19 protein-coding genes are annotated in these 24,182 nt (G+C 60.4%); 18 read left to right on the top strand and 1 reads right to left on the bottom strand.

The window, feature by feature from the left end:
• Positions 1-7: 7 nt before the first annotated feature.
• Positions 8-1,372, bottom strand: a complete 1,365-nt coding sequence (locus BK670_RS08300) for a formimidoylglutamate deiminase (protein WP_123449379.1) — start codon at positions 1,370-1,372, stop codon at positions 8-10.
• Positions 1,373-1,517: 145 nt separating this feature from the next.
• Between BK670_RS08300 and hutC the strand changes: the two genes are divergently transcribed.
• The 18 genes from hutC (at position 1,518) to BK670_RS08210 (ending at position 24,121) form a co-directional block, all read left to right on the top strand.
• The gene (hutC, locus tag BK670_RS08295; RefSeq protein ID WP_163013658.1) at positions 1,518-2,228 is read left to right on the top strand and encodes a histidine utilization repressor; all 711 of its coding nucleotides are present in this window, start codon (positions 1,518-1,520) and stop codon (positions 2,226-2,228) included.
• A gap of 9 nt (positions 2,229-2,237) precedes the next feature.
• A complete protein-coding gene (locus BK670_RS08290; RefSeq protein WP_123449378.1) occupies positions 2,238-2,807 on the top strand; it encodes a HutD/Ves family protein in 570 nt (189 codons plus the stop codon).
• 448 nt (positions 2,808-3,255) lie between these two features.
• Positions 3,256-4,938, top strand: a complete 1,683-nt coding sequence (hutU, locus tag BK670_RS08285; RefSeq protein WP_123449377.1) for a urocanate hydratase — start codon at positions 3,256-3,258, stop codon at positions 4,936-4,938.
• Positions 4,939-5,081: 143 nt separating this feature from the next.
• Complete coding sequence (locus BK670_RS08280; RefSeq protein ID WP_123449376.1) at positions 5,082-6,554, top strand: purine-cytosine permease family protein; 1,473 nt, start codon at positions 5,082-5,084, stop codon at positions 6,552-6,554.
• 69 nt (positions 6,555-6,623) lie between these two features.
• A complete protein-coding gene (locus tag BK670_RS08275) occupies positions 6,624-7,592 on the top strand; it encodes an ABC transporter substrate-binding protein (RefSeq protein ID WP_123449375.1) in 969 nt (322 codons plus the stop codon).
• 84 nt (positions 7,593-7,676) lie between these two features.
• Positions 7,677-8,528 carry an ABC transporter permease gene (locus BK670_RS08270; RefSeq protein ID WP_007949591.1) on the top strand — a complete coding sequence of 284 codons (852 nt, stop codon included), beginning with the start codon at positions 7,677-7,679 and terminating at the stop codon, positions 8,526-8,528.
• Positions 8,525-9,355, top strand: coding sequence for a quaternary amine ABC transporter ATP-binding protein (locus tag BK670_RS08265; protein WP_123449374.1), 831 nt, complete (start codon positions 8,525-8,527; stop codon positions 9,353-9,355). The genes BK670_RS08270 and BK670_RS08265 overlap by 4 nt, the downstream gene beginning before the upstream one ends.
• Positions 9,356-9,509: 154 nt before the next feature.
• Complete coding sequence (gene hutH / locus BK670_RS08260; protein WP_123449373.1) at positions 9,510-11,033, top strand: histidine ammonia-lyase; 1,524 nt, start codon at positions 9,510-9,512, stop codon at positions 11,031-11,033.
• Positions 11,034-11,149: 116 nt separating this feature from the next.
• Positions 11,150-12,682, top strand: a complete 1,533-nt coding sequence (hutH, locus tag BK670_RS08255) for a histidine ammonia-lyase (protein ID WP_123449372.1) — start codon at positions 11,150-11,152, stop codon at positions 12,680-12,682.
• A gap of 101 nt (positions 12,683-12,783) precedes the next feature.
• The gene (hutI, locus tag BK670_RS08250) at positions 12,784-13,989 is read left to right on the top strand and encodes an imidazolonepropionase (RefSeq protein ID WP_123449371.1); all 1,206 of its coding nucleotides are present in this window, start codon (positions 12,784-12,786) and stop codon (positions 13,987-13,989) included.
• Positions 13,990-13,999: 10 nt separating this feature from the next.
• Positions 14,000-14,803, top strand: coding sequence for an N-formylglutamate deformylase (gene hutG, locus BK670_RS08245; RefSeq protein ID WP_123449370.1), 804 nt, complete (start codon positions 14,000-14,002; stop codon positions 14,801-14,803).
• Positions 14,804-15,029: 226 nt separating this feature from the next.
• A complete protein-coding gene (pip, locus tag BK670_RS08240) occupies positions 15,030-16,001 on the top strand; it encodes a prolyl aminopeptidase (protein ID WP_123449369.1) in 972 nt (323 codons plus the stop codon).
• Positions 15,998-16,435, top strand: coding sequence for a D-aminoacyl-tRNA deacylase (gene dtd / locus BK670_RS08235; protein WP_007909321.1), 438 nt, complete (start codon positions 15,998-16,000; stop codon positions 16,433-16,435). The genes pip and dtd overlap by 4 nt, the downstream gene beginning before the upstream one ends.
• Before the next feature lie 349 nt (positions 16,436-16,784).
• A complete protein-coding gene (locus BK670_RS08230; RefSeq protein ID WP_185036747.1) occupies positions 16,785-18,569 on the top strand; it encodes a glucan biosynthesis protein G in 1,785 nt (594 codons plus the stop codon).
• Positions 18,562-21,132, top strand: coding sequence for a glucans biosynthesis glucosyltransferase MdoH (gene mdoH, locus BK670_RS08225; protein ID WP_016984611.1), 2,571 nt, complete (start codon positions 18,562-18,564; stop codon positions 21,130-21,132). The genes BK670_RS08230 and mdoH overlap by 8 nt, the downstream gene beginning before the upstream one ends.
• 374 nt (positions 21,133-21,506) lie before the next feature.
• Positions 21,507-22,304, top strand: a complete 798-nt coding sequence (locus BK670_RS08220) for a transporter substrate-binding domain-containing protein (protein WP_123449562.1) — start codon at positions 21,507-21,509, stop codon at positions 22,302-22,304.
• Between the two features lie 130 nt (positions 22,305-22,434).
• Positions 22,435-23,394, top strand: coding sequence for an amino acid ABC transporter permease (locus BK670_RS08215; protein ID WP_123449367.1), 960 nt, complete (start codon positions 22,435-22,437; stop codon positions 23,392-23,394).
• Positions 23,387-24,121, top strand: coding sequence for an amino acid ABC transporter ATP-binding protein (locus BK670_RS08210; protein ID WP_110719494.1), 735 nt, complete (start codon positions 23,387-23,389; stop codon positions 24,119-24,121). The genes BK670_RS08215 and BK670_RS08210 overlap by 8 nt, the downstream gene beginning before the upstream one ends.
• Positions 24,122-24,182: the final 61 nt, after the last annotated feature.

Here is a 24,182-nt window from a genome sequence, read left to right as displayed (position 1 = left end):
TTTTGTGTCAGCCTAAAAGGTCGCGCAAGACCTGGGTGAACGCGCGAGCGCTGTCCTCTTCCCCAGCATGGCGGCCATCACGCACAACCCACTGGCCGTTGACCAGCACATCGCGCACCTGGCGATCGCCACCGGCAAACAACCAGCGATTCAAAATCCCGTCACCCGTGGCTGTTGCCAGATACGGATCGTTGCCATCGAGCACAATCCAGTCCGCACGCTTGCCCACTTCCAGCGCGCCAATCGGCTGCCCCAGCGCCTGCGCACCGCCATCCAGTGCCGCGTCATACAGCGTGCGCCCGACCATCGGCTGATCCGCGCCGTACAGGCGATTGCGCCGCTGATCGCGCAGGCGCTGGCCGTATTCCAGCCAACGCAACTCTTCCACCACGCTCAGTGACACATGGCTGTCGGAACCGATGCCCATGCGCCCGCCCTGGGCGAGGAAGTCCACCGCCGGGAAAATCCCGTCACCCAGATTCGCTTCAGTGGTCAGGCACAGCCCGGCGATGGCGCGACTCTTGGCCATCAGCGTGACTTCTTCCGGGTTTGCATGGGTCGCGTGAACGAGGCACCAGCGTTGATCGATATCGGCGTTTTCGTACAACCATTGCAACGGGCGACGACCGCTCCAGTTCAGGCAGTCATCGACTTCCTTTTGCTGTTCGGCGATGTGAATGTGCACCGGGCATTGCTTATCGCTGGCCGCCAGCACTTCGCTGATCTGCTGCGGCGTGACCGCGCGCAATGAGTGGAAGCACAGGCCAAGCGATTGGGCTTTTTGCTGCGCCAACAACGGCTGCAAGCGCGATTGCAGATTCAGGTAGTTTTCGGTGCTGTTGATAAAGCGGCGCTGGCCGTCATTCGGCGTCTGGCCGCCAAAACCGGAATGGCTGTAGAGCACCGGCAACAGGGTCAGGCCGATGCCGCTTTCACTCGCGGCCTGACTGATACGCAACGCCAGTTCAGCCGGATCGGCATAAGGCTGACCAGTGCTGTCGTGATGCACGTAGTGAAATTCAGCGACGGAGGTGTAACCGGCCTTGAGCATTTCGATGTACAGCTGACGCGCAATGACACCGAGTTGATCCGGGCTGATTTTTCCGACGAGCCGATACATCAGATCGCGCCACGTCCAGAAACTGTCGTTGGGGTTACCGGCCACTTCGGCCAGTCCCGCCATCGCTCGCTGGAAGGCGTGGGAGTGCAGATTCGGCATGCCCGGCAGCAATGGGCCGCTCAGCCGTTCGGCGCCATCTGCGGTGGAATCGGCCTGAATTTGGGTCAGCAGGCCCTCGGCGCTGACCTCAAGACGTACATTGTTGGCCCATCCGTTAGGCAGCAGCGCGCGTTCGGCAAAGAAGGCGGACATGGTTCAGCACCCCATCGTGTGTTATTTGTATATACATATACAGACGTTTGCCTGCCCGGTAAACTCCGGCAAGCTAGCCACTTTCACCAATGAACAGGGATCAACCGTGCCGACTCCGCCTCCAGTCTCCCCGTTGGCCGCGAACATGGGCGACAGTCCGGCGCCCTTGTACGCCCGCGTCAAACAGATGATCACCCAGCAGATCGACAGCGGAAACTGGCCGCCGCACTACCGCGTGCCGTCCGAGAGCGAGCTGGTCAATCAACTCGGTTTCAGCCGCATGACCATCAACCGCGCCCTGCGCGAGATGACCGCTGACGGTTTACTGGTGCGCATGCAAGGCGTCGGTACGTTTGTCGCCGAACCGAAGAGCCAGTCCGCGCTGTTCGAAGTGCATAACATCGCCGACGAAATCGCTTCGCGCGGCCATCGCCACACCTGCCAGGTGATCACGCTTGAAGAAGAGGCCGCGGGTTCCGAACGAGCCTTGGCACTGGACATGCGTGAAGGGCAGAAGGTGTTCCACTCGTTGATCGTGCATTACGAAAACGATATTCCGGTGCAAATCGAAGACCGTTTCGTCAACGCACTGGTCGCCCCGGAATACCTCAAGCAGGACTTTACCCTGCAAACGCCTTATGCCTATCTCAACCAGGTCGCTCCGTTGACCGAAGGCGAACACGTGGTCGAGGCAATCCTCGCCGAGCCGTCCGAGTGCAAGTTGCTGCAGATCGAAAAAGGTGAGCCGTGCCTGCTGATACGTCGTCGCACGTGGTCGGGGCGTCAGCCGGTGACTGCAGCTCGTCTGATTCACCCGGGTTCCCGTCATCGCTTGGAAGGTCGGTTCCATAAATAGAGAGCATAAATGAGTGCACTTAAGGTTTTACGCGCGGAAGGCTACCCGCGCATGCCGTGGAAAAACGGCGGCGGCAGCACTGAAGAAATCACCCGTGATGCGGGCGCCGGTCTGGACGGTTTTGGCTGGCGCCTGTCGATTGCCGACATTGCCGAGTCCGGCGGTTTCTCAACGTTTGCCGGTTACCAACGGGTGATCACCGTGTTGCAGGGCGATGGCATGACCCTGTGCGTCGACGGTGACGACACTCGACCGCTGTTACCGCTCGACCCGTTTGCCTTCAGCGGCGAAAGCCAGGTGTCGTGCACACTGCTCGGCGGCGCAATTCGCGACTTCAATCTGATCTACGCGCCGCAGCGCTACAGCGCACGGTTGCAGTGGCTGGACGGTGAGCAGCGGTTTTTCAGTTCGGCGGGCACGGTGTTGGTGTTCAGTGTCAGTGAGCTGCTACAAGTGCAGGTCGGTAACAGCGTTTCGCAACTCGGTCGCCATGATTGTCTGCAACTGGACGGTAACAGTGGCTTGGTCGAAGTCTCCGTCAATGCCGCTTGCTGCGTGATCGAGCTGACTGCGCGCTGATTCAAAAATCTCAAAAGATCGCAGCCTTCGGCAGCTCCTACAGGGTGTATATCAATCCCACTGTAGGAGCTGCCGAAGGCTGCGATCTTTTGCTTTTGGGTGTTCCCAACCCACGCACCACTTTGTTACCGAACGCCCCAGCGTGGCGCAAAATCACGCTTTCGTAACAAATCCTCAGCACCTCATTCCATCCCCACGAAAAATTTCATCCCCGCCAGAACCCCTGATTCAGGCGCCCTCCAGCCCTGTCCGCAATTTTTCCTGAACGCCCCTCCAACAAGTTGGCCGCTTGATTGCATATGCTTGTATGTACAAGTAAAGACGTATGCGTATGAGTTGTTCGAGACTCTCCGCAGCGTCCACTGATTCGCTTGTCGCGCATCGAAGCGCACAGGCTGCTTGCCCACTGCCAGGGTTGGTTTGAATTGATCGCTGAGGAGTCTTTTTCGTGACTGACAATAAGCCTACTAAGTTTCGTAACGTCGAAATCCGTGCATCGCGCGGCAACAAGCTGACCGCCAAGAGCTGGCTGACCGAAGCGCCGCTGCGCATGCTGATGAACAACCTCGACCCGGAAGTCGCCGAGAACCCGAAAGAGCTGGTGGTCTACGGTGGCATTGGTCGCGCTGCGCGTAACTGGGAGTGCTACGACAAAATCGTCGAGAGCCTGACCAATCTGAATGACGACGAGACCCTGCTGGTGCAATCCGGCAAGCCGGTCGGCGTATTCAAGACCCACGCTAACGCCCCGCGCGTGCTGATTGCCAACTCCAACCTCGTGCCGCACTGGGCCAGTTGGGAACACTTCAACGAACTCGACGCCAAAGGTCTGGCCATGTACGGCCAGATGACCGCCGGCAGCTGGATCTATATCGGCAGCCAGGGCATCGTTCAAGGCACCTACGAAACCTTCGTTGAGGCCGGTCGACAGCACTACAACGACAACCTTACCGGCAAGTGGGTCCTGACCGCAGGTCTCGGCGGCATGGGCGGCGCCCAACCGCTGGCAGCAACCCTCGCCGGCGCGTGCTCGCTGAACATTGAATGCCAACAAGTCAGCATCGATTTCCGCCTGAAAAGCCGTTACGTCGACGAGCAGGCCAAAGACCTCGACGACGCTCTGGCACGCATCGACAAGTACACCAAAGAAGGCAAAGCGATCTCCATCGCCCTGCTCGGTAACGCCGCAGAAATCCTCCCGGAACTGGTCAAGCGCGGCGTGCGCCCGGACATGGTCACCGACCAGACCAGCGCCCACGACCCGCTCAACGGCTACCTGCCGGCGGGCTGGACCTGGGACGAATACCGCGCCCGTGCCAAGACCGAACCGGCCGCGGTGATCAAAGCCGCCAAGCAGTCGATGGCCGTACACGTCAAAGCCATGCTGGAATTCCAGAAGCAAGGCATTCCGACCTTCGACTACGGCAACAACATCCGCCAGATGGCCCAGGAAGAAGGCGTCGAAAACGCCTTCGACTTCCCGGGTTTCGTACCGGCCTACATTCGTCCGCTGTTCTGCCGTGGCATTGGCCCGTTCCGTTGGGCGGCGCTGTCGGGCGATCCGCAAGACATCTACAAAACCGACGCCAAGGTCAAAGAGCTGATCCCGGACGACGCCCACTTGCACAACTGGCTGGACATGGCCCGCGAGCGCATCAGCTTCCAGGGTCTGCCGGCACGTATCTGCTGGGTCGGCCTGGGCCTGCGCGCCAAGCTCGGCCTGGCCTTCAACGAGATGGTCCGCAGCGGCGAGCTGTCGGCGCCAATCGTGATCGGTCGCGACCACCTCGACTCCGGCTCGGTGGCCAGCCCGAACCGTGAAACCGAATCGATGCAGGACGGTTCCGACGCCGTGTCCGACTGGCCACTGCTCAATGCTCTGCTGAACACCGCGAGCGGCGCGACCTGGGTTTCCTTGCACCACGGCGGCGGCGTCGGCATGGGCTTCTCGCAGCACTCGGGCATGGTGATTGTCTGCGACGGTACTGATGAAGCGGCCGAGCGTATTGCGCGCGTGCTGCACAACGACCCGGCCACTGGCGTTATGCGCCACGCCGATGCCGGTTACCAGATCGCCATCGATTGCGCCAAGGAGCAGGGGCTGAACCTGCCGATGATTACCGGCAAATAACGCACAACTCCTGTAGGAGCTGCCGAAGGCTGCGATCTTTTGATGTTGATTTTTTAAGATCAAGAGATCGCAGCCTCGTTTCACTCGACAGCTCCTACAGGCGTACGAACCAACCCAGAATAACAATCCACAGAGGTTGAATCATGGCTGTAACCACCGATCGTGCAGGCAACAAACCGTTGATCGAGAGGCGTTCGATCGACTACATCCCGGAAGCGGAAAGACACGGTCGTCTGTTGAGCCAGTTCACCCTGTGGATGGGTGCCAACCTGCAGATCACCGCGATTGTCACCGGGGCGCTGGCCGTGGTGCTGGGCGGTGATGTGTTCTGGTCGTTGATCGGTCTGTTGATCGGTCAACTGCTCGGCGGCGGCGTGATGGCGTTGCATGCCGCGCAAGGACCGAAGCTGGGCCTGCCGCAGATGATTTCCAGCCGTGTGCAGTTTGGCGTGTATGGCGCGGCGATCCCGATCGTGCTGGTGTGCCTGATGTACCTGGGCTTCACCGCCACCGGCACCGTGCTCTCCGGCCAGGCCTTGGGCCAGTTGTTTGGGGTCAGCGACACCGTTGGCATCCTGCTGTTCGCCAGTGTCATTGTGGTGGTCACGGTGCTCGGTTATCGGGTGATCCACTGGATTGGCCGGGTTGCCAGTGTCATCGGCGTGATCGCTTTCGTTTATCTGTTCAGCCGTCTGATCAGTCAGGTTGACGTGGGTGCGCTCCTGCAAATCCGTCACTTCAGCTGGAGCAGCTTCCTGCTGGCGGTATCGCTTGCGGCCTCTTGGCAGATCGCGTTCGGCCCGTATGTGGCGGACTATTCGCGTTACCTGCCGAGCAAGATTTCCTCGGTGAAAACGTTCTTTGCCGCTGGCGCAGGTTCCGTCATCGGTGCGCAGGTGGCGATGGTTCTTGGCGTGTTCGCCGCGGCTTCGGCCAACGGCCAGTTCGCCGGTCACGAAGTGGCTTACATCGTAGGCTTGGGCGGTACCGGTGCGACTGCTGCGCTGCTGTACTTCAGCATCGCGTTCGGCAAGGTGACCATCTCGACGCTGAACTCCTACGGCAGCTTCATGTGCATCGCCACCATCATCAGTGGTTTCAAAGGTCACCTGCAGGTCTCGCGTTTGCAGCGCCTGGTGTTCGTGCTGGTGATCGTCGGTGCGGCGACCCTGATCGCGCTGCTCGGTCAGCATTCGTTCCTCGGTGCGTTCAAGTCTTTCATCCTGTTCTTGCTCGCGTTCTTCACACCCTGGAGCGCGATCAACCTGGTGGATTACTACTGCATCACCCGTGAACGCTATGACGTTCCGGCCCTGGCCGATCCGAATGGGCGCTACGGTCGCTGGAACCTGCTCGGTATCAGCATCTATGTGTTCGGTGTGTTGGTGCAGCTGCCGTTCATCTCTACCAAGTTCTATACCGGTCCGCTGGTGGCCGCCCTCGGTGACGTGGATATTTCCTGGATCATCGGTCTGGTGCTGCCTGCTGCCCTTTACTACGTGTGCGCAAAAAAATGGCACGGCTCGGTGCCTGATCAACTGATTCTGCCGGTCGAGCAGAACAGCGTTGTACCACCTGAAAAAAGTGGGGCCGGGCGCGCTGCGGCGCAGGCCTGATTGGACGTGGACAGGGCTGGATGCCTCTTGACTGCCGTAAGCCAATTCATGATTAGGAGCGTCGAAACAATGAAATCGAACAAGACCCTGCTCACCACACTGCTGTCCATGGGCCTGTTGGCCAGTGCCGGCGCCACTCAGGCCGCCGGTTGGTGCGAATCGGGCAAACCGGTGAAATTTGCCGGCCTGAACTGGGAAAGCGGCATGCTGCTGACCGACGTGCTGCAAGTGGTGCTGGAGAAAGGTTACGACTGCAAGACCGACAGCCTGCCGGGCAACTCCATCACCATGGAGAACGCCCTGAGTAGCAACGATATTCAAGTGTTCGCCGAAGAATGGGTCGGCCGTAGCGAGGTCTGGAACAAGGCCGAGAAGGCCGGCAAGGTCGTCGGTGTCGGTGCGCCGATCGTCGGCGCCGTGGAAGGCTGGTACGTGCCGCGCTACGTGATCGAAGGCGATGCCAAACGCAAGCTGGAAGCCAAAGCCCCTGACTTGAAAAACATCGCTGACCTGGGCAAATACGCGGCGATCTTCAAGGACGCCGAAGAGCCCTCCAAGGGTCGTTTCTACAACTGCCCGGCCGGTTGGACTTGCGAACTCGATAACAGCGAAATGCTGAAAAGCTACGGCCTCGAAAACAGCTACACCAACTTCCGCCCGGGCACCGGTCCTGCGCTGGATGCGGCGGTGCTGTCGAGCTACAAGCGTGGCGAACCGATCCTGTTCTACTACTGGTCGCCAACCCCGCTGATGGGCCAGATCGACGCGGTGAAACTGGAAGAGAAACCGGGCGTCGACAAGACCGTGAGCATCAAGGTCGGCCTGTCGAAAACCTTTCACGACGAAGCCCCGGAACTGGTCGCCGTGCTGGAAAAGGTCAACCTGCCGATCGACCTGCTGAACCAGAATCTGGGCCGCATGGCGAAGCAACGTATCGAGTCGCCAAAACTGGCGAAAATCTTCCTCAAGGAACATCCTGAGGTCTGGCATGCGTGGGTCAGTGCGGACGCAGCCAAGAAAATCGACGCGGCGCTGTAGGTCGATACCTCCCGGCTAACCGTGAGGGCTGGCCGGGAGATATGCCGTAATCGCTTGATTGAGATTTCTGATTGAGAGCCGCTTATGTTTCCCGAAAGCTTTACCTTTTCCATCGCCGACTGGGTCAACGGTTGGGTCGATTCGCTGGTCACCAACTACGGTGATGTGTTCCGCCACATCTCTGACACGCTGCTGTGGGCCATCGTCAACCTCGAAGGCCTGCTGCGTGCGGCGCCGTGGTGGTTGATGCTGGCCATCGTTGGTGTGGTTGCCTGGCACGCCACGCGCAAAGTGGTGACCACCGCGGTCATCGTCGGTCTGCTGTTCCTCGTTGGCGCTGTCGGGCTGTGGGACAAGCTGATGCAGACGCTGGCGCTGATGATGGTCGCGACGATCATCTCGGTGCTGATCGGCATCCCGCTGGGGATTCTCTCGGCGCGCAGCAACCGCCTGCGTTCGGTGCTGATGCCGCTGCTCGACATCATGCAAACCATGCCAAGTTTTGTGTACCTGATCCCGGTGCTGATGCTGTTCGGTCTGGGCAAGGTCCCGGCGATTTTCGCCACGGTGATCTACGCCGCGCCGCCGCTGATTCGCCTGACCGATCTGGGTATTCGCCAGGTCGACGGCGAAGTCATGGAAGCGATCAACGCCTTCGGCGCCAACCGCTGGCAGCAACTGTTCGGCGTGCAATTGCCGCTGGCTCTGCCAAGCATCATGGCCGGGATCAACCAGACCACCATGATGGCCCTGTCGATGGTGGTGATCGCCTCGATGATCGGCGCCCGAGGTCTGGGTGAAGATGTGCTGGTGGGGATTCAGACCCTCAACGTCGGACGTGGCCTCGAGGCTGGTCTGGCGATCGTGATTCTCGCAGTGGTCATCGACCGCATTACTCAGGCGTACGGTCGGCCACGGCATGAGGTGAGCAAATGAGCAACGCAACCGTGAGCAAGATCGAAGTCAAAAACGTCTTCAAGATTTTCGGCAACCGCGCCAAGGATGCGCTGGCGATGGTCGGCCAGGGCAAGACCAAGGATCAGGTGCTTAACGAGACCGGTTGCGTGGTCGGGGTCAACGACCTGTCGCTGAGCATCGGCACTGGCGAGATCTTCGTGATCATGGGCCTGTCCGGTTCCGGCAAATCGACGCTGGTGCGCCACTTCAATCGCCTGATCGACCCGACCAGCGGCGCGATCCTGGTCGACGGCGTGGACATCCTGCAATACGACATGGACGCCCTGCGCGAATTTCGCCGGCACAAGATCAGCATGGTGTTCCAGAGCTTCGGCCTGCTGCCGCACAAGTCCGTACTCGACAACGTCGCTTACGGCCTGAAAGTGCGTGGCGAGAGCAAGCAAATGTGCTCGGAGCGCGCGCTGCACTGGATCAACACCGTGGGCCTCAAAGGCTACGAAAACAAATACCCGCATCAGCTCTCCGGCGGCATGCGCCAGCGTGTCGGCCTGGCCCGCGCCTTGGCGGCGGACACCGACATCATCCTGATGGACGAAGCGTTCAGTGCGCTGGACCCGCTGATCCGCGCCGAGATGCAGGACCAGTTGCTGGAGCTGCAAAAGACCCTGCACAAGACCATCGTCTTCATTACCCACGACCTCGACGAGGCCGTGCGTATCGGCAACCGCATCGCGATCCTCAAGGATGGGCGGCTGATTCAGGTCGGCACGCCAAGAGAGATCCTGCATTCGCCGGCGGATGAGTATGTTGACCGGTTCGTGCAGCGGCGGGCGGCGGTGGTTTGAGAGCTATCGAGGGAGACTGCTGTTGTGGCGAGGGAGCTTGCTCCCGCTCGAGCGCGCAGCGGTCGCAAAAACTTTGGGCCTGCTTCGCAGTCCAGCGGGAGCAAGCTCCCTCGCCACAGAGCGGTGTATCAACAGAATTGGTATGAGGTTTTAGATGTCCCAGGCTGAAAAAATCGTGATCACCGGCGCCCCTTTGCGTTGGCAGGACGTGGTCGCTGTCGCCCGTCACGGCGCGCCGCTGGAACTGTCCAGCGACACCTGGGCGCGCATCGAAAACGCCCAAGGCATCGTCCAGCGCATCGTCGCCAGCGGCGAACGGGCCTATGGTGTCAACACCGGCCTGGGCGGGTTGTCCAACGTCTCGTTGCAGGACGAACAACTCAGCCAACTCTCGCGCAACACCTTGCTCAGCCACGCCTGCGGCGTCGGCCCGGTGCTCGCCGACGAGCAGACTCGCGCGATCATCTGCGCGGCGATCCACAACTACAGCCACGGCAAATCCGGCATCTACCGCCAAGTGGTCGAAGGCCTGCTGGCGCTGCTCAATCGCGGCATCACTCCGCAAGTGCCGTCGCAAGGTTCGGTGGGTTATCTGACGCACATGGCGCACATCGGCATCGCGCTACTCGGCGTCGGCAATGTCAGCTATCGCGGGCAGATCACCTCAGCGCAACAGGCATTGGCCGAAGAAGACTTGAAGCCGGTGCAACTGGGTGCCAAGGACGGTTTGTGCCTGGTCAACGGCACGCCGTGCATGACCGGCCTCAGTTGCCTGGCGATTGCCGATGCGACGCGGCTGGTGCAATGGGCCGATGTCATCGGCGCGATGAGTTTCGAAGCCCAGCGCGGCCAGATCGACGCCTTCGATGCGGAAATCATCGCGCTGAAACCGCACCCGGGCATGCAGCAGGTCGGCAGCAATCTGCGCGCGTTGCTCGATGGCAGTGAAGTGATCGCCTCGAGCAAAGGCATTCGCACTCAGGATGCGCTGAGTATCCGCTCGATCCCGCAGGTCCACGGCGCCGCGCGCGATCAACTGGAGCACGCGATCAAGCAGGTTGAAGCCGAACTCAACGGCTGCACCGACAACCCGCTGTTGCTCGGCACGCCGGACAACTTCCGGGTGATGTCGCAAGCCAACCCGCATGGGCAATCGGTGGCGATGGCGGCGGACCTGCTGGCGATTGCCATGGCCGAAATCGGCTCGATCGCCGAGCGTCGCCTGGATCGTCTGGTGAACCCGCATGTCAGCGGTCTGCCGGCGTTTCTGGTGGCCAATCCGGGGGTGAATTCCGGGATGATGATCGTCCAGTACGTCGCCGCGTCGCTGTGTGCGGAAAACCGTCAATTGGCGCAACCGGCGGTGCTCGACAACTACATCACCTCGGGCCTGCAGGAAGACCATTTGAGCATGGGCACCAACGCCGCGCTGAAGCTGCACCGCGCGCTGGAAAACTGCACACAGATCCTCGCCATCGAATATTTGCTGGCGGCGCAGGCGTTTGAATTCCTCAAGGAACAGCGCTTTGGCGTGGGCACTGACCGAGCGTGGCGACTGCTGCGCGAAACGGTCCCGGCCTACGATCAGGATCGCTGGCTGGCGCCGGATATCGCTGCCGCTGCGAGCGTTTTGAAAGACTCGAATTCGCTGCACAACGTATTACCGAATCTGCACTGACAATACCCATACCAGCGTGCCAAGGCGCGGATCGCTCAGAAGGCGAGAGGCGACGGATAACGGAATGCTCCGGAGCGACTGGTAGTTAATAACAAACTCTCAAAAGGAGCATTTAAATGACTGCGCTTAACCTGATTCCCGGCCAACTGAGCCTGGCCCAACTGCGTGACGTCTACCAGAACCCGGTCAAGCTGAGCCTCGACAACAGCGCCTCCGCGCAGATCGAGGCCAGCGTCGCCTGCGTCGAGCAGATCCTCGCCGAGAATCGCACCGCCTACGGCATCAACACCGGTTTCGGCTTGCTGGCATCGACCCGCATCGCCAGCGAAGACCTGGAAAACCTCCAGCGTTCGCTGGTGCTGTCTCACGCCGCCGGCGTCGGCCAGCCGATCAGCGATGACCTCGTGCGTCTGATCATGGTGCTCAAGGTCAACAGCCTCAGCCGTGGGTTCTCCGGCATTCGCCGCGTAGTGATCGATGCGCTGATCGCGCTGATCAACGCCGAGGTTTATCCGCACATTCCGTTGAAAGGTTCGGTAGGTGCTTCGGGTGACCTCGCGCCATTGGCGCACATGTCGCTGGTGCTGCTCGGTGAGGGCAAGGCGCGCTACAAGGGCGAGTGGATGGAAGCCACCGAAGCGCTGAAAGTTGCCGGTCTGACCCCGCTGACGCTGGCGGCGAAAGAAGGTCTGGCGCTGCTTAACGGCACTCAGGTGTCCACCGCGTTCGCGCTGCGTGGTCTGTTTGAAGGTGAAGACCTGTTTGCCGGTGCACTGGCGCTGGGCGGTCTGACGGTTGAAGCGGTATTGGGTTCGCGCTCGCCGTTCGATGCACGCATTCATGCGGCTCGCGGCCAGAAAGGTCAGATCGACGCTGCCGCTGCTTACCGCGATCTGCTCGGTGAGCGCAGCGAAGTCTCCGACTCCCACCAGAATTGCGAGAAGGTTCAGGACCCGTATTCGCTGCGCTGCCAGCCGCAAGTCATGGGCGCCTGCCTGACGCAATTCCGTCAGGCTGCTGAAGTGTTGGCCGTCGAAGCCAACGCGGTTTCCGACAACCCATTGGTCTTCGCCGCTGAAGGTGACGTGATTTCCGGCGGTAACTTCCACGCCGAACCGGTGGCCATGGCCGCTGACAACATGGCCCTGGCCATCGCCGAAATCGGCTCGCTGAGCGAACGCCGAATCTCGCTGATGATGGACAAGCACATGTCGCAACTGCCGCCGTTCCTCGTTGCCAATGGCGGCGTGAACTCGGGGTTCATGATTGCTCAGGTGACTGCGGCAGCACTGGCCAGCGAAAACAAGGCGCTGTCCCATCCGCATTCGGTCGACAGCCTGCCGACTTCGGCCAACCAGGAAGACCACGTGTCGATGGCCCCGGCGGCCGGCAAGCGTCTGTGGGAAATGGCCGAAAACACTCGCGGAATTCTTGCGGTGGAATGGTTGGCGGCGGTGCAGGGGCTGGATCTGCGCAACGGCCTGAAGACCTCGGCGAAGCTGGAACAGGCGCGGGCGATTTTGCGTAAGGAAGTGCCATTTTATGAGAAGGATCGCTTCTTTGCGCCGGACATCAATGCAGCGACTGAGTTGTTGGCTTCGCGGTGTTTGACCGAGCTGGTTTCGGCGAAGCTTTTGCCTAGCCTGTAAGGGCCTCTTCGCGAGCATGCTCGCTCCCACATTGGAATATGCACCCTTGTGGGAGCGAGCCTGCTCGCGAAATCGATTTTGAATACTGTGGAGACTAAGGGATGAAAACCCTCTGGCAACACTGCCACGTCGCAACCATGGCGCAAGGCGTCTACTCGATCATCGAGGATGCGGCCATCGTGACGTCCGGTGCGCATATCGAGTGGATCGGCCCGCGTACTCAATTGCCGTCTGGTGAGTACCCGGCAGTCAATGATCTGCAAGGCGCATGGGTCACCCCCGGCCTGATCGACTGCCACACCCACACCGTGTTCGGTGGCAACCGCAGCGACGAATTCGAAAAACGTCTGCAGGGCGTCAGCTACGCTGAAATCGCAGCATCCGGCGGCGGCATCGCCAGCACTGTGCGTGCGACGCGCGAAGCCACTGAAGATGAACTGTTCGCCAGCGCCGCCAAACGCCTGAAAAGCCTGATGCGCGACGGCGTGACCACGGTTGAAATGAAATCCGGTTACGGCCTCGACCTGGCCAACGAACGCAAAATCCTCCGCGTCATCCGTCGCTTGGAAAAGGAGCTGCCGATCAGCGTACGCAGCACTTGCCTCGCTGCCCACGCGTTGCCGCCGGAATACAAGGATCGCGCCGACGATTACATCGATCTGATCTGCTCCGAGATGCTCCCGGCCCTTGCGGCTGAAGGTCTGGTCGATGCCGTGGACGCTTTCTGCGAATACCTGGCGTTCTCCCCGGAGCAGGTCGAGCGTGTGTTCATCGCCGCACAAAAACTCGGTCTGCCGGTGAAACTGCACGCTGAGCAACTGTCGTCGCTGCACGGCTCCAGCCTCGCCGCGCGCTATAAGGCGTTGTCCGCCGATCACCTGGAATTCATGGACGAAGCCGACGCCATCGCCATGGCCGCATCCGACACCGTCGCGGTGCTGTTGCCGGGCGCTTTCTATTTCCTGCGTGAAACCCAATTGCCGCCGATGGACGCCCTGCGCAAGCACAAGGTGAAAATCGCCATCGCCAGCGACCTCAACCCCGGCACCTCGCCGGCGCTGTCGTTGCGTCTGATGCTAAACATGGCCTGCACTTGCTTCCGCATGACCCCGGAAGAAGCCCTGGCCGGCGCGACCCTCCATGCCGCGCAAGCGCTGGGCATGGCCGACACCCATGGTTCGCTGGAAGTCGGCAAGGTCGCGGATTTCGTGGCCTGGCACATCGATCGTCCGGCGGATCTGGCCTATTGGCTCGGTGGTGATCTGGACAAACGCGTCGTGCGTCACGGCGTCGAATCAAATCTGTAGGAGGGCGGTTGTGGATAAGGTTCTGAACTTCAAACAAGGGCGTGTGCCGCTGCTGATCAGCATGCCGCATGCCGGGGTGCGGTTGACGCCTGCGGTGGAAGCCGGGTTGATCCCGGACGCGAAAAGCCTGCCGGACACTGACTGGCACATTCCGCAACTGTACGACTTCGCCGAAGAGTTGGGTGCGAGCACCCTGGCAGCCGAGTATTCGCGCTTCGTCATCGACCTGAATCGTCCGTCTGACGACAAGCCGCTGTACGCCGGCGCCACCACCGGGCTGTATCCGGCGACGCTGTTCGATGGCATCCCGTTATTCCGCGAAGGCCATGAACCTTCGAAAGAAGAACGTGCAACTTACCTGGAACAGATCTGGACGCCTTACCACCGCACGCTTCAGGAAGAACTGGCGCGGTTGAAGGCCGAGTTCGGCTACGCGCTGCTGTTCGATGCGCACTCGATCCGTTCGATCATCCCGCACCTGTTCGACGGCAAACTACCCGATTTCAACCTTGGCACCTTCAATGGCGCCAGTTGTGATCCGCAGCTAGCGACTCAACTGGAGGCGATCTGCGCGCGCCACAGCGACTACAGCCATGTCCTGAACGGACGCTTCAAGGGCGGCCACATCACCCGCCATTACGGCAACCCGGCCGAAAACATCCACGCCGTGCAACTGGAGCTTGGCCAGTGCACCTACATGGAAGAGTTTGAACCGTTCCGCTATCGCGCCGACCTGGCCGAGCCGACGCGGGTGGTGCTCAAAGAGTTGCTGCAAGGCTATCTGGCCTGGGCAAAGTCTCACTACACCGCATAACCCCTGTGGGAGCGAGCCTGCTCGCGAAGGCGTCAGGTCAGCCAACACCTGCGTTAAATGACAGACCGCTTTCGCGAGCAGGCTCGCTCCCACAGGTTTTGTATGCACCAGAAAAATTGCGACAGCGGACAGGCATGCTCATTGACGTAAATCGGGTTTATGATGCCCAACGGCAGAATAATAGAAGTCCCCCCAGGGATGACCTCGACCCCTTACGGAGCGCGCAATGCAGACTTTGTTTCCGCAGATCAAACCTCACGCCCGGCACGATCTGGCTGTCGATGACACCCATACGCTGTACGTCGACGAAAGCGGTTCACCAGAGGGTTTGCCGGTGGTGTTCATCCACGGCGGCCCCGGCGCCGGTTGCGACGCGCAGAGCCGGCGCTATTTCGATCCGAACCTGTACCGCATTGTCACCTTCGACCAGCGCGGCTGTGGTCGCTCCACACCGCACGCCAGCCTGGAAAACAACACCACTTGGGATCTGGTCGCCGACCTTGAGCGCATCCGTAAACACCTGGGCATCGACAAATGGGTGCTGTTCGGTGGCTCGTGGGGCTCGACCCTGGCGCTGGCTTACGCGCAAACCCACCCCGAGCGTGTGCACGGTCTGATCCTGCGCGGGATCTTTCTTTGCCGTCCGCAGGAAATCGAATGGTTCTATCAGGCCGGCGCCAGCCGTCTGTTCCCCGATTACTGGCAAGACTACATCGCGCCGATCCCGCTGGATGAACGCGACGACCTGCTCAGCGCTTTCCACAAACGCCTGACCGGCAACGACCAGATTGCCCAGATGCACGCGGCCAAAGCCTGGTCGACCTGGGAAGGGCGCACCGCGACTCTGCGGCCGAACCCGCTGGTGGTCGATCGCTTCTCCGAGCCGCAACGTGCGCTGTCGATTGCGCGAATCGAATGCCATTACTTCACCAACAATGCCTTCCTTGAGCCGAACCAGCTGATCCGCGACATGGGCAAGATTGCCCATTTGCCGGGCGTGATCATTCACGGTCGTTACGACGTGATCTGCCCGCTCGACAACGCCTGGGAATTGCACCAGGCCTGGCCGAACAGTGAACTGCAGGTGATTCGCGACGCCGGACATGCGGCGTCTGAGCCGGGCATCACCGATGCGCTGGTGCGCGCGGCGAGCAAAATGGCTCGGCGCCTGCTCGACCTGCCGCCTGAAGAAGCATGAAGGGGCTGTTACAGCGCGTACGCGGTGCGCGGGTTGAAGTCGCGGGCGAGGTGGTGGGCGCGGTAGATCACGGTTTGCTGGTGCTGGTGGCGGTAGAACCCGACGACACGCGTACCAGCGCCGACAAACTTCTGCATAAACTGCTTAACTATCGGGTATTCAGTGACGCGGAGGGCAAGATGAACTTGTCCCTCGCCGATGTCGGCGGTGGGTTGCTGCTGGTCTCGCAGTTCACCCTCGCGGCCGACACCAAAAGCGGGTTGCGCCCGAGCTTTTCGACGGCCGCGCCGCCAGCCTTGGGCGAGGAATTGTTCGACTATCTATTAAGCAGTGCGAAACAGGTGCATGGCACTGTGGCATCAGGTAGATTCGGCGCCGATATGCAGGTGCATTTGGTCAACGATGGCCCGGTTACCTTTTTGTTACAGACCTGAAAGCGCTTGAAACACCTTTTTGGGAAATTTCGACTGTTTTTAGGGTGTTTTCGCGATAAATACTTTGTTACCCCTGATGCGTTGTCATGCGGGCTACTAGATAATCGCGCGCACTGGGATCAGCGTTCGCTGATTCATTTTTGACTTAGGTAGAGACTTGTCTGGATCCGATTGGGGAATCATTTTGCCCCAGCGGAGTCGGAACAATGCTCGCCAACTTGGCAAGGGTGCTCTGGAAGGTCGGTTTTTCACTGCCGAAGCCTCACAGGCACTTCATCTGGCCGTTGGTTTTTTGATCTGTTTTCGGCGAGGGTTGCTCGTGATCGTTAGTCCCTGTAATGCAGCAAAAATGTCTGCCAAACGCATGCGAAGTGCCCTGGTAGCGGGTTCGGCGCTCCTGTGCCTGCTCAGTGCCGGTCAGCTTTGGGCGTTCAATCTTGACGATGTATCGGCCAAGGCCAAAGAACTGGCCGGGCAGAAGTTCGAAGCCCCGCGCAGCAACCTGCCGAACGAATTCCGCGACATGAAGTTCGCGGACTATCAGAAAATCCGCTTCCTCACCGAAAAGGCTGAGTGGGCTGATCAGAAGACTCCGTTCAAACTGTCCTTCTATCACCAGGGTATGCACTTCGATACACCGGTGAAAATCAACGAAATCACAGCGAACACCGTCGAAGAGATCAAATACGATCCGACGCGCTTCGATTTCGGCGACCTGAAATTCGATCCGAAAGCCACCGAACAACTGGGTTATGCCGGTTTCCGTGTGCTGTACCCGATCAACAAGGCCGACAAGCAAGACGAAATCATGACCATGCTCGGCGCGAGTTATTTCCGCGTTGTCGGCAAGGGCCACACCTACGGCCTCTCGGCCCGTGGTCTGGCGATTGATACCGCGCTGCCGTCGGGCGAAGAATTCCCGCGTTTCCGCGAGTTCTGGATTCAACAGCCGAAGCCGGGCGACAAGCACCTGGTGATCTTCGCCCTGCTGGATTCGCCGCGCGCCACCGGTGCCTACCGGCTGATCCTGCGTCCGGGCAGCGACACCATTGTTGACGTCAAAGCGCAGATGTTCCTGCGTGACAAGGTCGGCAAACTGGGTATCGCCCCGCTGACCAGCATGTTCCTGTTCGGCGCCAACCAGCCGTCGAAAGTCCTCAACTATCGTCGTGAGCTGCACGACTCCAGCGGTCTGTCGATCCATGCCGGCAACGGCGAGTGGATCTGGCGTCCGCTGAACAACCCGAAACACCTGGCCGTGAGCAACTTCAGCGTCGAGAACCCGCGTGGTTTCGGTCTGCTGCAGCGTGGTCGCGACTTCAGCCACTACGAAGACCTCGACGATCGCTACGACAAGCGCCCAAGCGCCTGGATCGAGCCGAAGGGCGAGTGGGGCAAAGGCACCGTTGATCTGGTAGAGATTCCGACCGCCGACGAAACCAACGACAACATCGTTGCGTTCTGGAACCCGGAAAAAATGCCGGAGCCGGGCCAGCCGCTGGAATTCGCCTACCGCATGCACTGGACCATGGACGAAGCGGCGATTCACGCGCCGGACAGCGCCTGGGTTTCGCAGACCCTGCGTTCGACCGGTGACGTCAAGCAATCGAACCTGATTCGTCAGCCGGACGGCAGTGTTGCCTACCTGGTCGACTTCGAAGGCCCATCGCTGGCCGCTCTGGCCCCGGATGCCGACGTGCGCAGTCAGGTCAGCGTCGGCGACAACGCCGAACTGGTCGAGAACAGCGTGCGCTACAACCCGGAAACCAAGGGCTGGCGCTTGACCCTGCGCATGAAGATCAAGGACGCGAGCAAGTCGACCGAGATGCGTGCCGCACTGGTGCAGCCAGTCGTGACCGCTGATCTGGCCAAGTCTTCGGTGCCGGCGTCCAACTCGTCCGTCGCCAAAGCCGACAAGGTTGCCGCCAAGCAACAAGAGAAAATCGACAAGGAAGCCAAAGCCGCCGAGGCCAAACAGGCCGACGCCAAGCCAGCCGCAGATGCCAAGGACAAGGCCAACAAAGACGCCAAGCAGCCTGTTGCTGCGGACGCGGCCCCAGCCACACCGGAATCGGCACCGACTGAAGAAGTCCTGACCGAGACCTGGAGCTATCAGTTGCCTGCCGATGAGTAACTCTCAAGTACAGCCAGAGACTCTGTCCGAGTATCTGGCGCATCTGCCGATGACCGACGAGCAGCGCGCGGAACTCGCGGGCTGCCAGTCGTTCAGCGAGCTGCATGAACGCCTGTCGTCTTCTACGTTCGACGCACCTGCCGAGGCCGCTCAGGCTTCGGTGGGCAAGCGCCTGATCCTCAGCACCGCCGAAGAGCTTGAAGACGCGGAGATGCTGGTGCTCGACGCCAGCGGTCGCGTCAGCATGAAGGCAACGCCGCCGATCCGTCGGACCAAGGTCGTACCGGAGCCGTGGCGCACCAATATTCTGGTGCGTGGCTGGCGCCGTATGACTGGTCGCACCAACCCGCCGCAGCCGCCGAAGGACGAAAATGTCCTGCCGGCCGCGCGCTGGCGCACCGTCGGCTCGATCCGTCGCTACATTCTGTTGCTGCTGATGCTGGGCCAGACCATCGTCGCCGGCTGGTACATGAAAGGCATCATGCCGTACCAGGGCTGGTCGTTCGTTGATCTGGAAGAAGTCCTGCACCAGCCGCTGCTGCAAACCGCCACGCAAGTGCTGCCGTATGCGCTGCAAACCAGCATCCTGATCCTGTTCGGGATTCTGTTCTGTTGGGTCTCGGCGGGTTTCTGGACCGCACTGATGGGCTTCCTCGAGTTGCTCACCGGTCACGATAAATACCGTATCTCCGGCAAAAGCGCCGGCAACGAGCCGATTGCCAAAGACGCCCGTACCGCGCTGGTCATGCCGATCTGCAACGAAGACGTACCGCGCGTGTTCGCCGGTTTGCGGGCGACGTTCGAATCGGTCGCTGCCACCGGTGATCTGGATCGCTTCGACTTCTTTGTCCTCAGCGACAGTAACGACACCGATATCTGCGTCGCCGAGCAACAAGCCTGGCTGGACGTCTGCCGTGAAGCCAAGGGCTTCGGCAAGATCTTCTACCGCCGTCGTCGCCGTCGTGTGAAACGCAAGAGCGGCAACCTCGACGACTTCTGCCGTCGTTGGGGCGGTGACTATAAATACATGGTCGTTCTCGACGCTGACTCGGTCATGAGCGGCGAGTGCCTGACCAGTCTGGTGCGCTTGATGGAAGCCACGCCGGACGCCGGGATCATCCAGACCGCGCCGCGCGCGTCGGGCATGGACACCCTGTATGCGCGCATGCAGCAGTTCGCCACCCGCGTTTACGGCCCACTGTTCACCGCCGGTCTGCACTTCTGGCAGTTGGGTGAATCCCACTACTGGGGTCACAACGCGATCATCCGCATGAAGCCGTTTATCGACCACTGCGCCCTGGCGCCGTTGCCGGGTAAAGGCGCGTTCTCCGGTGCGATCCTGTCCCACGACTTCGTTGAAGCCGCGCTGATGCGCCGTGCCGGTTGGGGCGTGTGGATTGCCTACGATCTGCCGGGCAGCTACGAAGAACTGCCGCCAAACCTGCTCGACGAACTCAAGCGTGACCGTCGCTGGTGCCACGGTAACCTGATGAACTTCCGTCTGTTCCTGGTTAAAGGCATGCACCCGGTGCACCGTGCGGTGTTCCTCACCGGCGTGATGTCCTACCTGTCGGCGCCGTTGTGGTTCTTCTTCCTGGTGTTGTCGACCGCGCTGCTGGCGGTGAACACGCTGATGGAGCCGCAGTACTTCCTCGAACCGCGTCAGCTTTATCCGCTGTGGCCACAATGGCACCCGGACAAGGCGATCGCGCTGTTCTCGACGACCATCGTGCTGCTGTTCCTGCCGAAACTGTTGAGCATCATCCTGATCTGGGCCAAGGGCGCGAAAGAGTTCGGCGGCAAGTTCAAGGTGACCCTGTCGATGCTGCTGGAGATGCTGTTCTCCATGCTGCTGGCGCCGGTGCGGATGATTTTCCACACCCGCTTTGTCCTCGCCGCGTTCCTCGGCTGGGCCGCAACGTGGAACTCGCCACAGCGTGACGACGACTCCACGCCATGGAGCGAAGCGGTCAAACGCCACGGTCCGCAAACCCTGCTGGGTTTCTGCTGGGCGCTGCTGGTGATCTGGCTGAACCCGAGCTTCCTCTGGTGGCTGGTGCCGATCGTCGGTTCGCTGATGCTGTCGATCCCGGTGTCGGTGATCTCCAGCCGTGTCGGTCTGGGCCTGAAGTCCCGTGACGAGAGCCTGTTCCTCATCCCTGAGGAATACAATCCGCCGCAGGCGCTGCTGGCGACCGATCAGTACACCCACGAAAATCGTTACCACGCCCTCAACGACGGGTTTGTCCGTGCGGTGGTCGATCCACAGCAGAACGCGCTGGCGTGCTCGCTGGCGACTTCGCGCCATGGTCAGGCCGAGCCAATTGAATGGCTGCGTCAGGAACGTGTGCGTCACGCGATCAAGGTTGGCCCGGCCGGGCTGAACAACCATGATCGCTTGCAACTGCTGAGCGATCCTGTGGCTCTGGCGCGTTTGCACGAGCAGGTCTGGGCCGAAGGTCACGCCGAGTGGCTGGATGCATGGCGGGCGTCGGTGAAAGCCGATCCGCATGCGCCGTTGCTGCCGCTGCGACCGGTGAGCCTGCAGGCGCAACCGGCCTGATAAAGAAACCCCGCGATGTTGCGGGGTTTTTTTTGCCTGCTGAAAAGCCCCTCACCCTAACCCTCTCCCAGAGGGAGAGGGGACCGACCGCGTTGAATATTCGAGTTACACCGACCTGATCCTGCTTTGCCGAATCCATAATCGACTCGATCTTTCAGGTCGGCGTATAGCTTGAGACACCTCGGTCGGCCCCCTCTCCCTCGGGGAGAGGCTGGGGTGAGGGTCAGCTCTTGATTGTTAAACAAATCGCCCATTAAACCTTGTGCAAAAAAACGAGTGCGTTAGCATCCGTCCCCGAATTGGCGCACCCGGGCTTTTTTGCCCGTCACTGTTGGTTTTCGCGCCGCAAACGCAATGGTTTTGGGGACTTGAAGATGAAGAAGTATCTGTCGATGCTGCTGGTCGGCGTCACGGCACTGGTTGCAGTCAATGCGGCGCACGCCGGTGCAATCGATGATGCGGTCAAGCGCGGCACCTTGAAAGTCGGTATGGATCCGACCTACATGCCGTTCGAAATGACCAACAAGCGCGGCGAAATCATCGGCTTCGAAGTCGACATCCTCAAAGCCATGTCCAAAGCCATGGGCGTCAAGCTGGAGCTGGTCTCTACCGGTTACGACGGCATCATCCCGGCGCTGATGACCGACAAGTTCGACATGATTGGCAGCGGCATGACCCTGACTCAGGAACGCAACCTGCGCCTGAACTTCAGCGAACCCTTCATCGTGGTTGGCCAGACCTTGCTGATCCGCAAGGAGCTGGAAGGCACCATCAAGTCGTATAAAGACCTCAACACTGCCGACTACCGCATCACCTCCAAGCTTGGCACCACTGGCGAGATGGTCGCCAAGAAGCTGATCTCCAAAGCCAAGTACCACGGCTACGACAACGAGCAGGAAGCCGTGCTCGACGTGGTCAACGGCAAGGCCGACGCCTTCATCTACGACGCGCCGTACAACGTTGTTGCGGTGAACAAGGTCGGTGCCGGCAAGCTGGTGTTCCTCGACAAACCGTTCACCTACGAGCCACTGGCGTTCGGTCTGAAGAAGGGTGATTACGACAGCCTCAACTTCATCAACAACTTCCTGCACCAGATCCACGAAGACGGCACCTACGATCGCATCCATGACAAGTGGTTCAAGAGCACTGAGTGGCTCAAGGACATGGAATAACGCCGGTCTGCCAGACCGCGTCGCCCCTTTCGCGAGCAGGCTCGCTCCCACATTGGAATGCATTTCAAATGTGGGAGCGAGCCTGCTCGCGAAGAGGGCCTTGTAAGCAACACCAATTCCGGAACCTGCAATGAAACAGAAAAAAGCCCAATGGCCCTGGCACGTCCTCACCGTGCTGGTGCTGGTCGGCCTGGCGGGCGCGTTGTATTACGCGACGTCGCTGATGTCCTACGAATGGCGCTGGAACCGTGTGCCGCAGTACTTCGCCTATCAAGCTGAAGAAACCCAGCGCGCCACGGATATTTCCACCGTCACCGAATTGGTGCGCAAGGGCAGCAGCGCGCAAGTCACTCTGCGCAATGACGTCGGCGACGAGCAGCATCTGACGGTCGACGAGAACAGCCTGCAGTTCGCTCAGGGCGACGATGTCGCCGAAGGTGACGTCGTGGGCGTGACCCGGCATTGGGCGGCAGGACCACTGTTGTGGGGCCTGTGGACGACGCTTTGGCTGTCGGTGGTGTCCGGCGTACTCGGTCTGTTGATCGGTCTGCTTACCGGCCTGTGCCGTCTGTCGAACAACCCGACCTTGCGCGACCTCTCGACGATCTACGTCGAACTGGTGCGTGGCACGCCGCTGCTGGTGCAGATCTTCATTTTCTACTTCTTCATCGGCACGGTGATGAACCTGTCCCGCGAGTTCGCCGGGATCGCCGCGCTGTCGCTGTTCACTGGCGCCTATGTGGCCGAGATCATCCGTTCCGGTGTGCAATCGATTGCCCGTGGCCAGAACGAAGCGGCGCGCTCGCTCGGCTTGAGTGCCGGCCAGTCGATGCGCCACGTGGTGCTGCCGCAAGCGTTCAAACGTGTGCTGCCGCCGCTGGCCGGGCAGTTCATCAGCTTGGTCAAGGACACCTCGCTGGTGTCGGTGATCGCCATCACCGAGCTGCTGAAGAGCGGCCGTGAAGTCATCACCACTTCGTTCTCGCCGTTCGAAATCCTGTTCTGCGTTGCCGGCCTGTACCTGTTGATCAACCTGCCGCTGTCGAAAATCGCCAGCCGGCTTGAGCGGAGGCTCGCGCAAAGTGATTGAAGTCCGCGATCTGGTAAAAGTCTTCGACACCCGTGGGCAAGTAGTGCGCGCGGTGGATAACGTCAGCACCACGGTGGCCAAGGGCGAAGTGCTTGTGGTGATCGGCCCGTCGGGTTCCGGCAAGTCGACCTTCCTGCGTTGCCTCAATGGCCTGGAAGAGTTCGACTCCGGCTCGGTGAGCATCGACGGCCTGCAACTGGCCGACCCGAAAACTGACGTCAACGCCTACCGCCGCGAAGTCGGCATGGTGTTCCAGCATTTCAACCTGTTCCCGCACATGACCGTGCTGGAAAATCTCTGCCTGGCGCAGAAAGTCGTGCGCAAGCGCGGCAAGCAAGAGCGCGAAGCCAAGGCGATGGAATTGCTGAAAAAGGTCGGGATTGCGCAGAAGGCCAACGAGTTTCCGTCACGCCTGTCCGGCGGTCAGCAGCAGCGCGTGGCGATTGCCCGGGCGCTGGCGATGGAGCCGAAGGTGATGTTGTTCGATGAACCGACCTCGGCCCTCGACCCGGAAATGGTCGGCGAGGTGCTGGACGTGATGAAGAACCTGGCCGTGGAAGGCATGACCATGGTCTGCGTGACCCACGAAATGGGGTTTGCCCGGGAAGTGGCGGATCGGGTGTTGTTTTTCGATCACGGCAAGTTGCTGGAAGATGCCGCGCCGGCAGAGTTCTTTGATGCGCCGAAGGATCCGCGGGCGCAGGCTTTCCTGCGTCAGGTCCTTTAAAAGCAGCGGCCTTGGGGGCCGCTAATCGCTAGCAGGCTGGCTCCCACAGGGTATCTGTGAG

The sequence above is a fragment of the Pseudomonas fluorescens genome, assembly GCF_003732425.1.
In the GTDB taxonomy this organism is placed as follows: Bacteria; Pseudomonadota; Gammaproteobacteria; order Pseudomonadales; family Pseudomonadaceae; genus Aquipseudomonas; species Aquipseudomonas fluorescens_BE.
The sequence above is the reverse complement of the archived record's forward strand: the minus strand, read 5'-3'. Positions and strand labels throughout refer to the sequence as shown.

Coding starts and splice junctions, on each gene's coding strand:
- pip (WP_123449369.1), top strand. CDS start 15,030: ATGCAGACTTTGTTTCCGCAGATCAAACCTCACGCCCGGCACGATCTG.
- BK670_RS08265 (WP_123449374.1), top strand. CDS start 8,525: ATGAGCAACGCAACCGTGAGCAAGATCGAAGTCAAAAACGTCTTCAAG.
- BK670_RS08230 (WP_185036747.1), top strand. CDS start 16,785: ATGTCTGCCAAACGCATGCGAAGTGCCCTGGTAGCGGGTTCGGCGCTC.
- mdoH (WP_016984611.1), top strand. CDS start 18,562: ATGAGTAACTCTCAAGTACAGCCAGAGACTCTGTCCGAGTATCTGGCG.
- BK670_RS08300 (WP_123449379.1), bottom strand. CDS start 1,372: ATGTCCGCCTTCTTTGCCGAACGCGCGCTGCTGCCTAACGGATGGGCC.
- BK670_RS08270 (WP_007949591.1), top strand. CDS start 7,677: ATGTTTCCCGAAAGCTTTACCTTTTCCATCGCCGACTGGGTCAACGGT.
- hutC (WP_163013658.1), top strand. CDS start 1,518: ATGGGCGACAGTCCGGCGCCCTTGTACGCCCGCGTCAAACAGATGATC.
- hutH (WP_123449373.1), top strand. CDS start 9,510: ATGTCCCAGGCTGAAAAAATCGTGATCACCGGCGCCCCTTTGCGTTGG.
- dtd (WP_007909321.1), top strand. CDS start 15,998: ATGAAGGGGCTGTTACAGCGCGTACGCGGTGCGCGGGTTGAAGTCGCG.
- BK670_RS08215 (WP_123449367.1), top strand. CDS start 22,435: ATGAAACAGAAAAAAGCCCAATGGCCCTGGCACGTCCTCACCGTGCTG.
- BK670_RS08280 (WP_123449376.1), top strand. CDS start 5,082: ATGGCTGTAACCACCGATCGTGCAGGCAACAAACCGTTGATCGAGAGG.
- hutH (WP_123449372.1), top strand. CDS start 11,150: ATGACTGCGCTTAACCTGATTCCCGGCCAACTGAGCCTGGCCCAACTG.
- BK670_RS08290 (WP_123449378.1), top strand. CDS start 2,238: ATGAGTGCACTTAAGGTTTTACGCGCGGAAGGCTACCCGCGCATGCCG.
- hutI (WP_123449371.1), top strand. CDS start 12,784: ATGAAAACCCTCTGGCAACACTGCCACGTCGCAACCATGGCGCAAGGC.
- BK670_RS08220 (WP_123449562.1), top strand. CDS start 21,507: ATGAAGAAGTATCTGTCGATGCTGCTGGTCGGCGTCACGGCACTGGTT.
- BK670_RS08275 (WP_123449375.1), top strand. CDS start 6,624: ATGAAATCGAACAAGACCCTGCTCACCACACTGCTGTCCATGGGCCTG.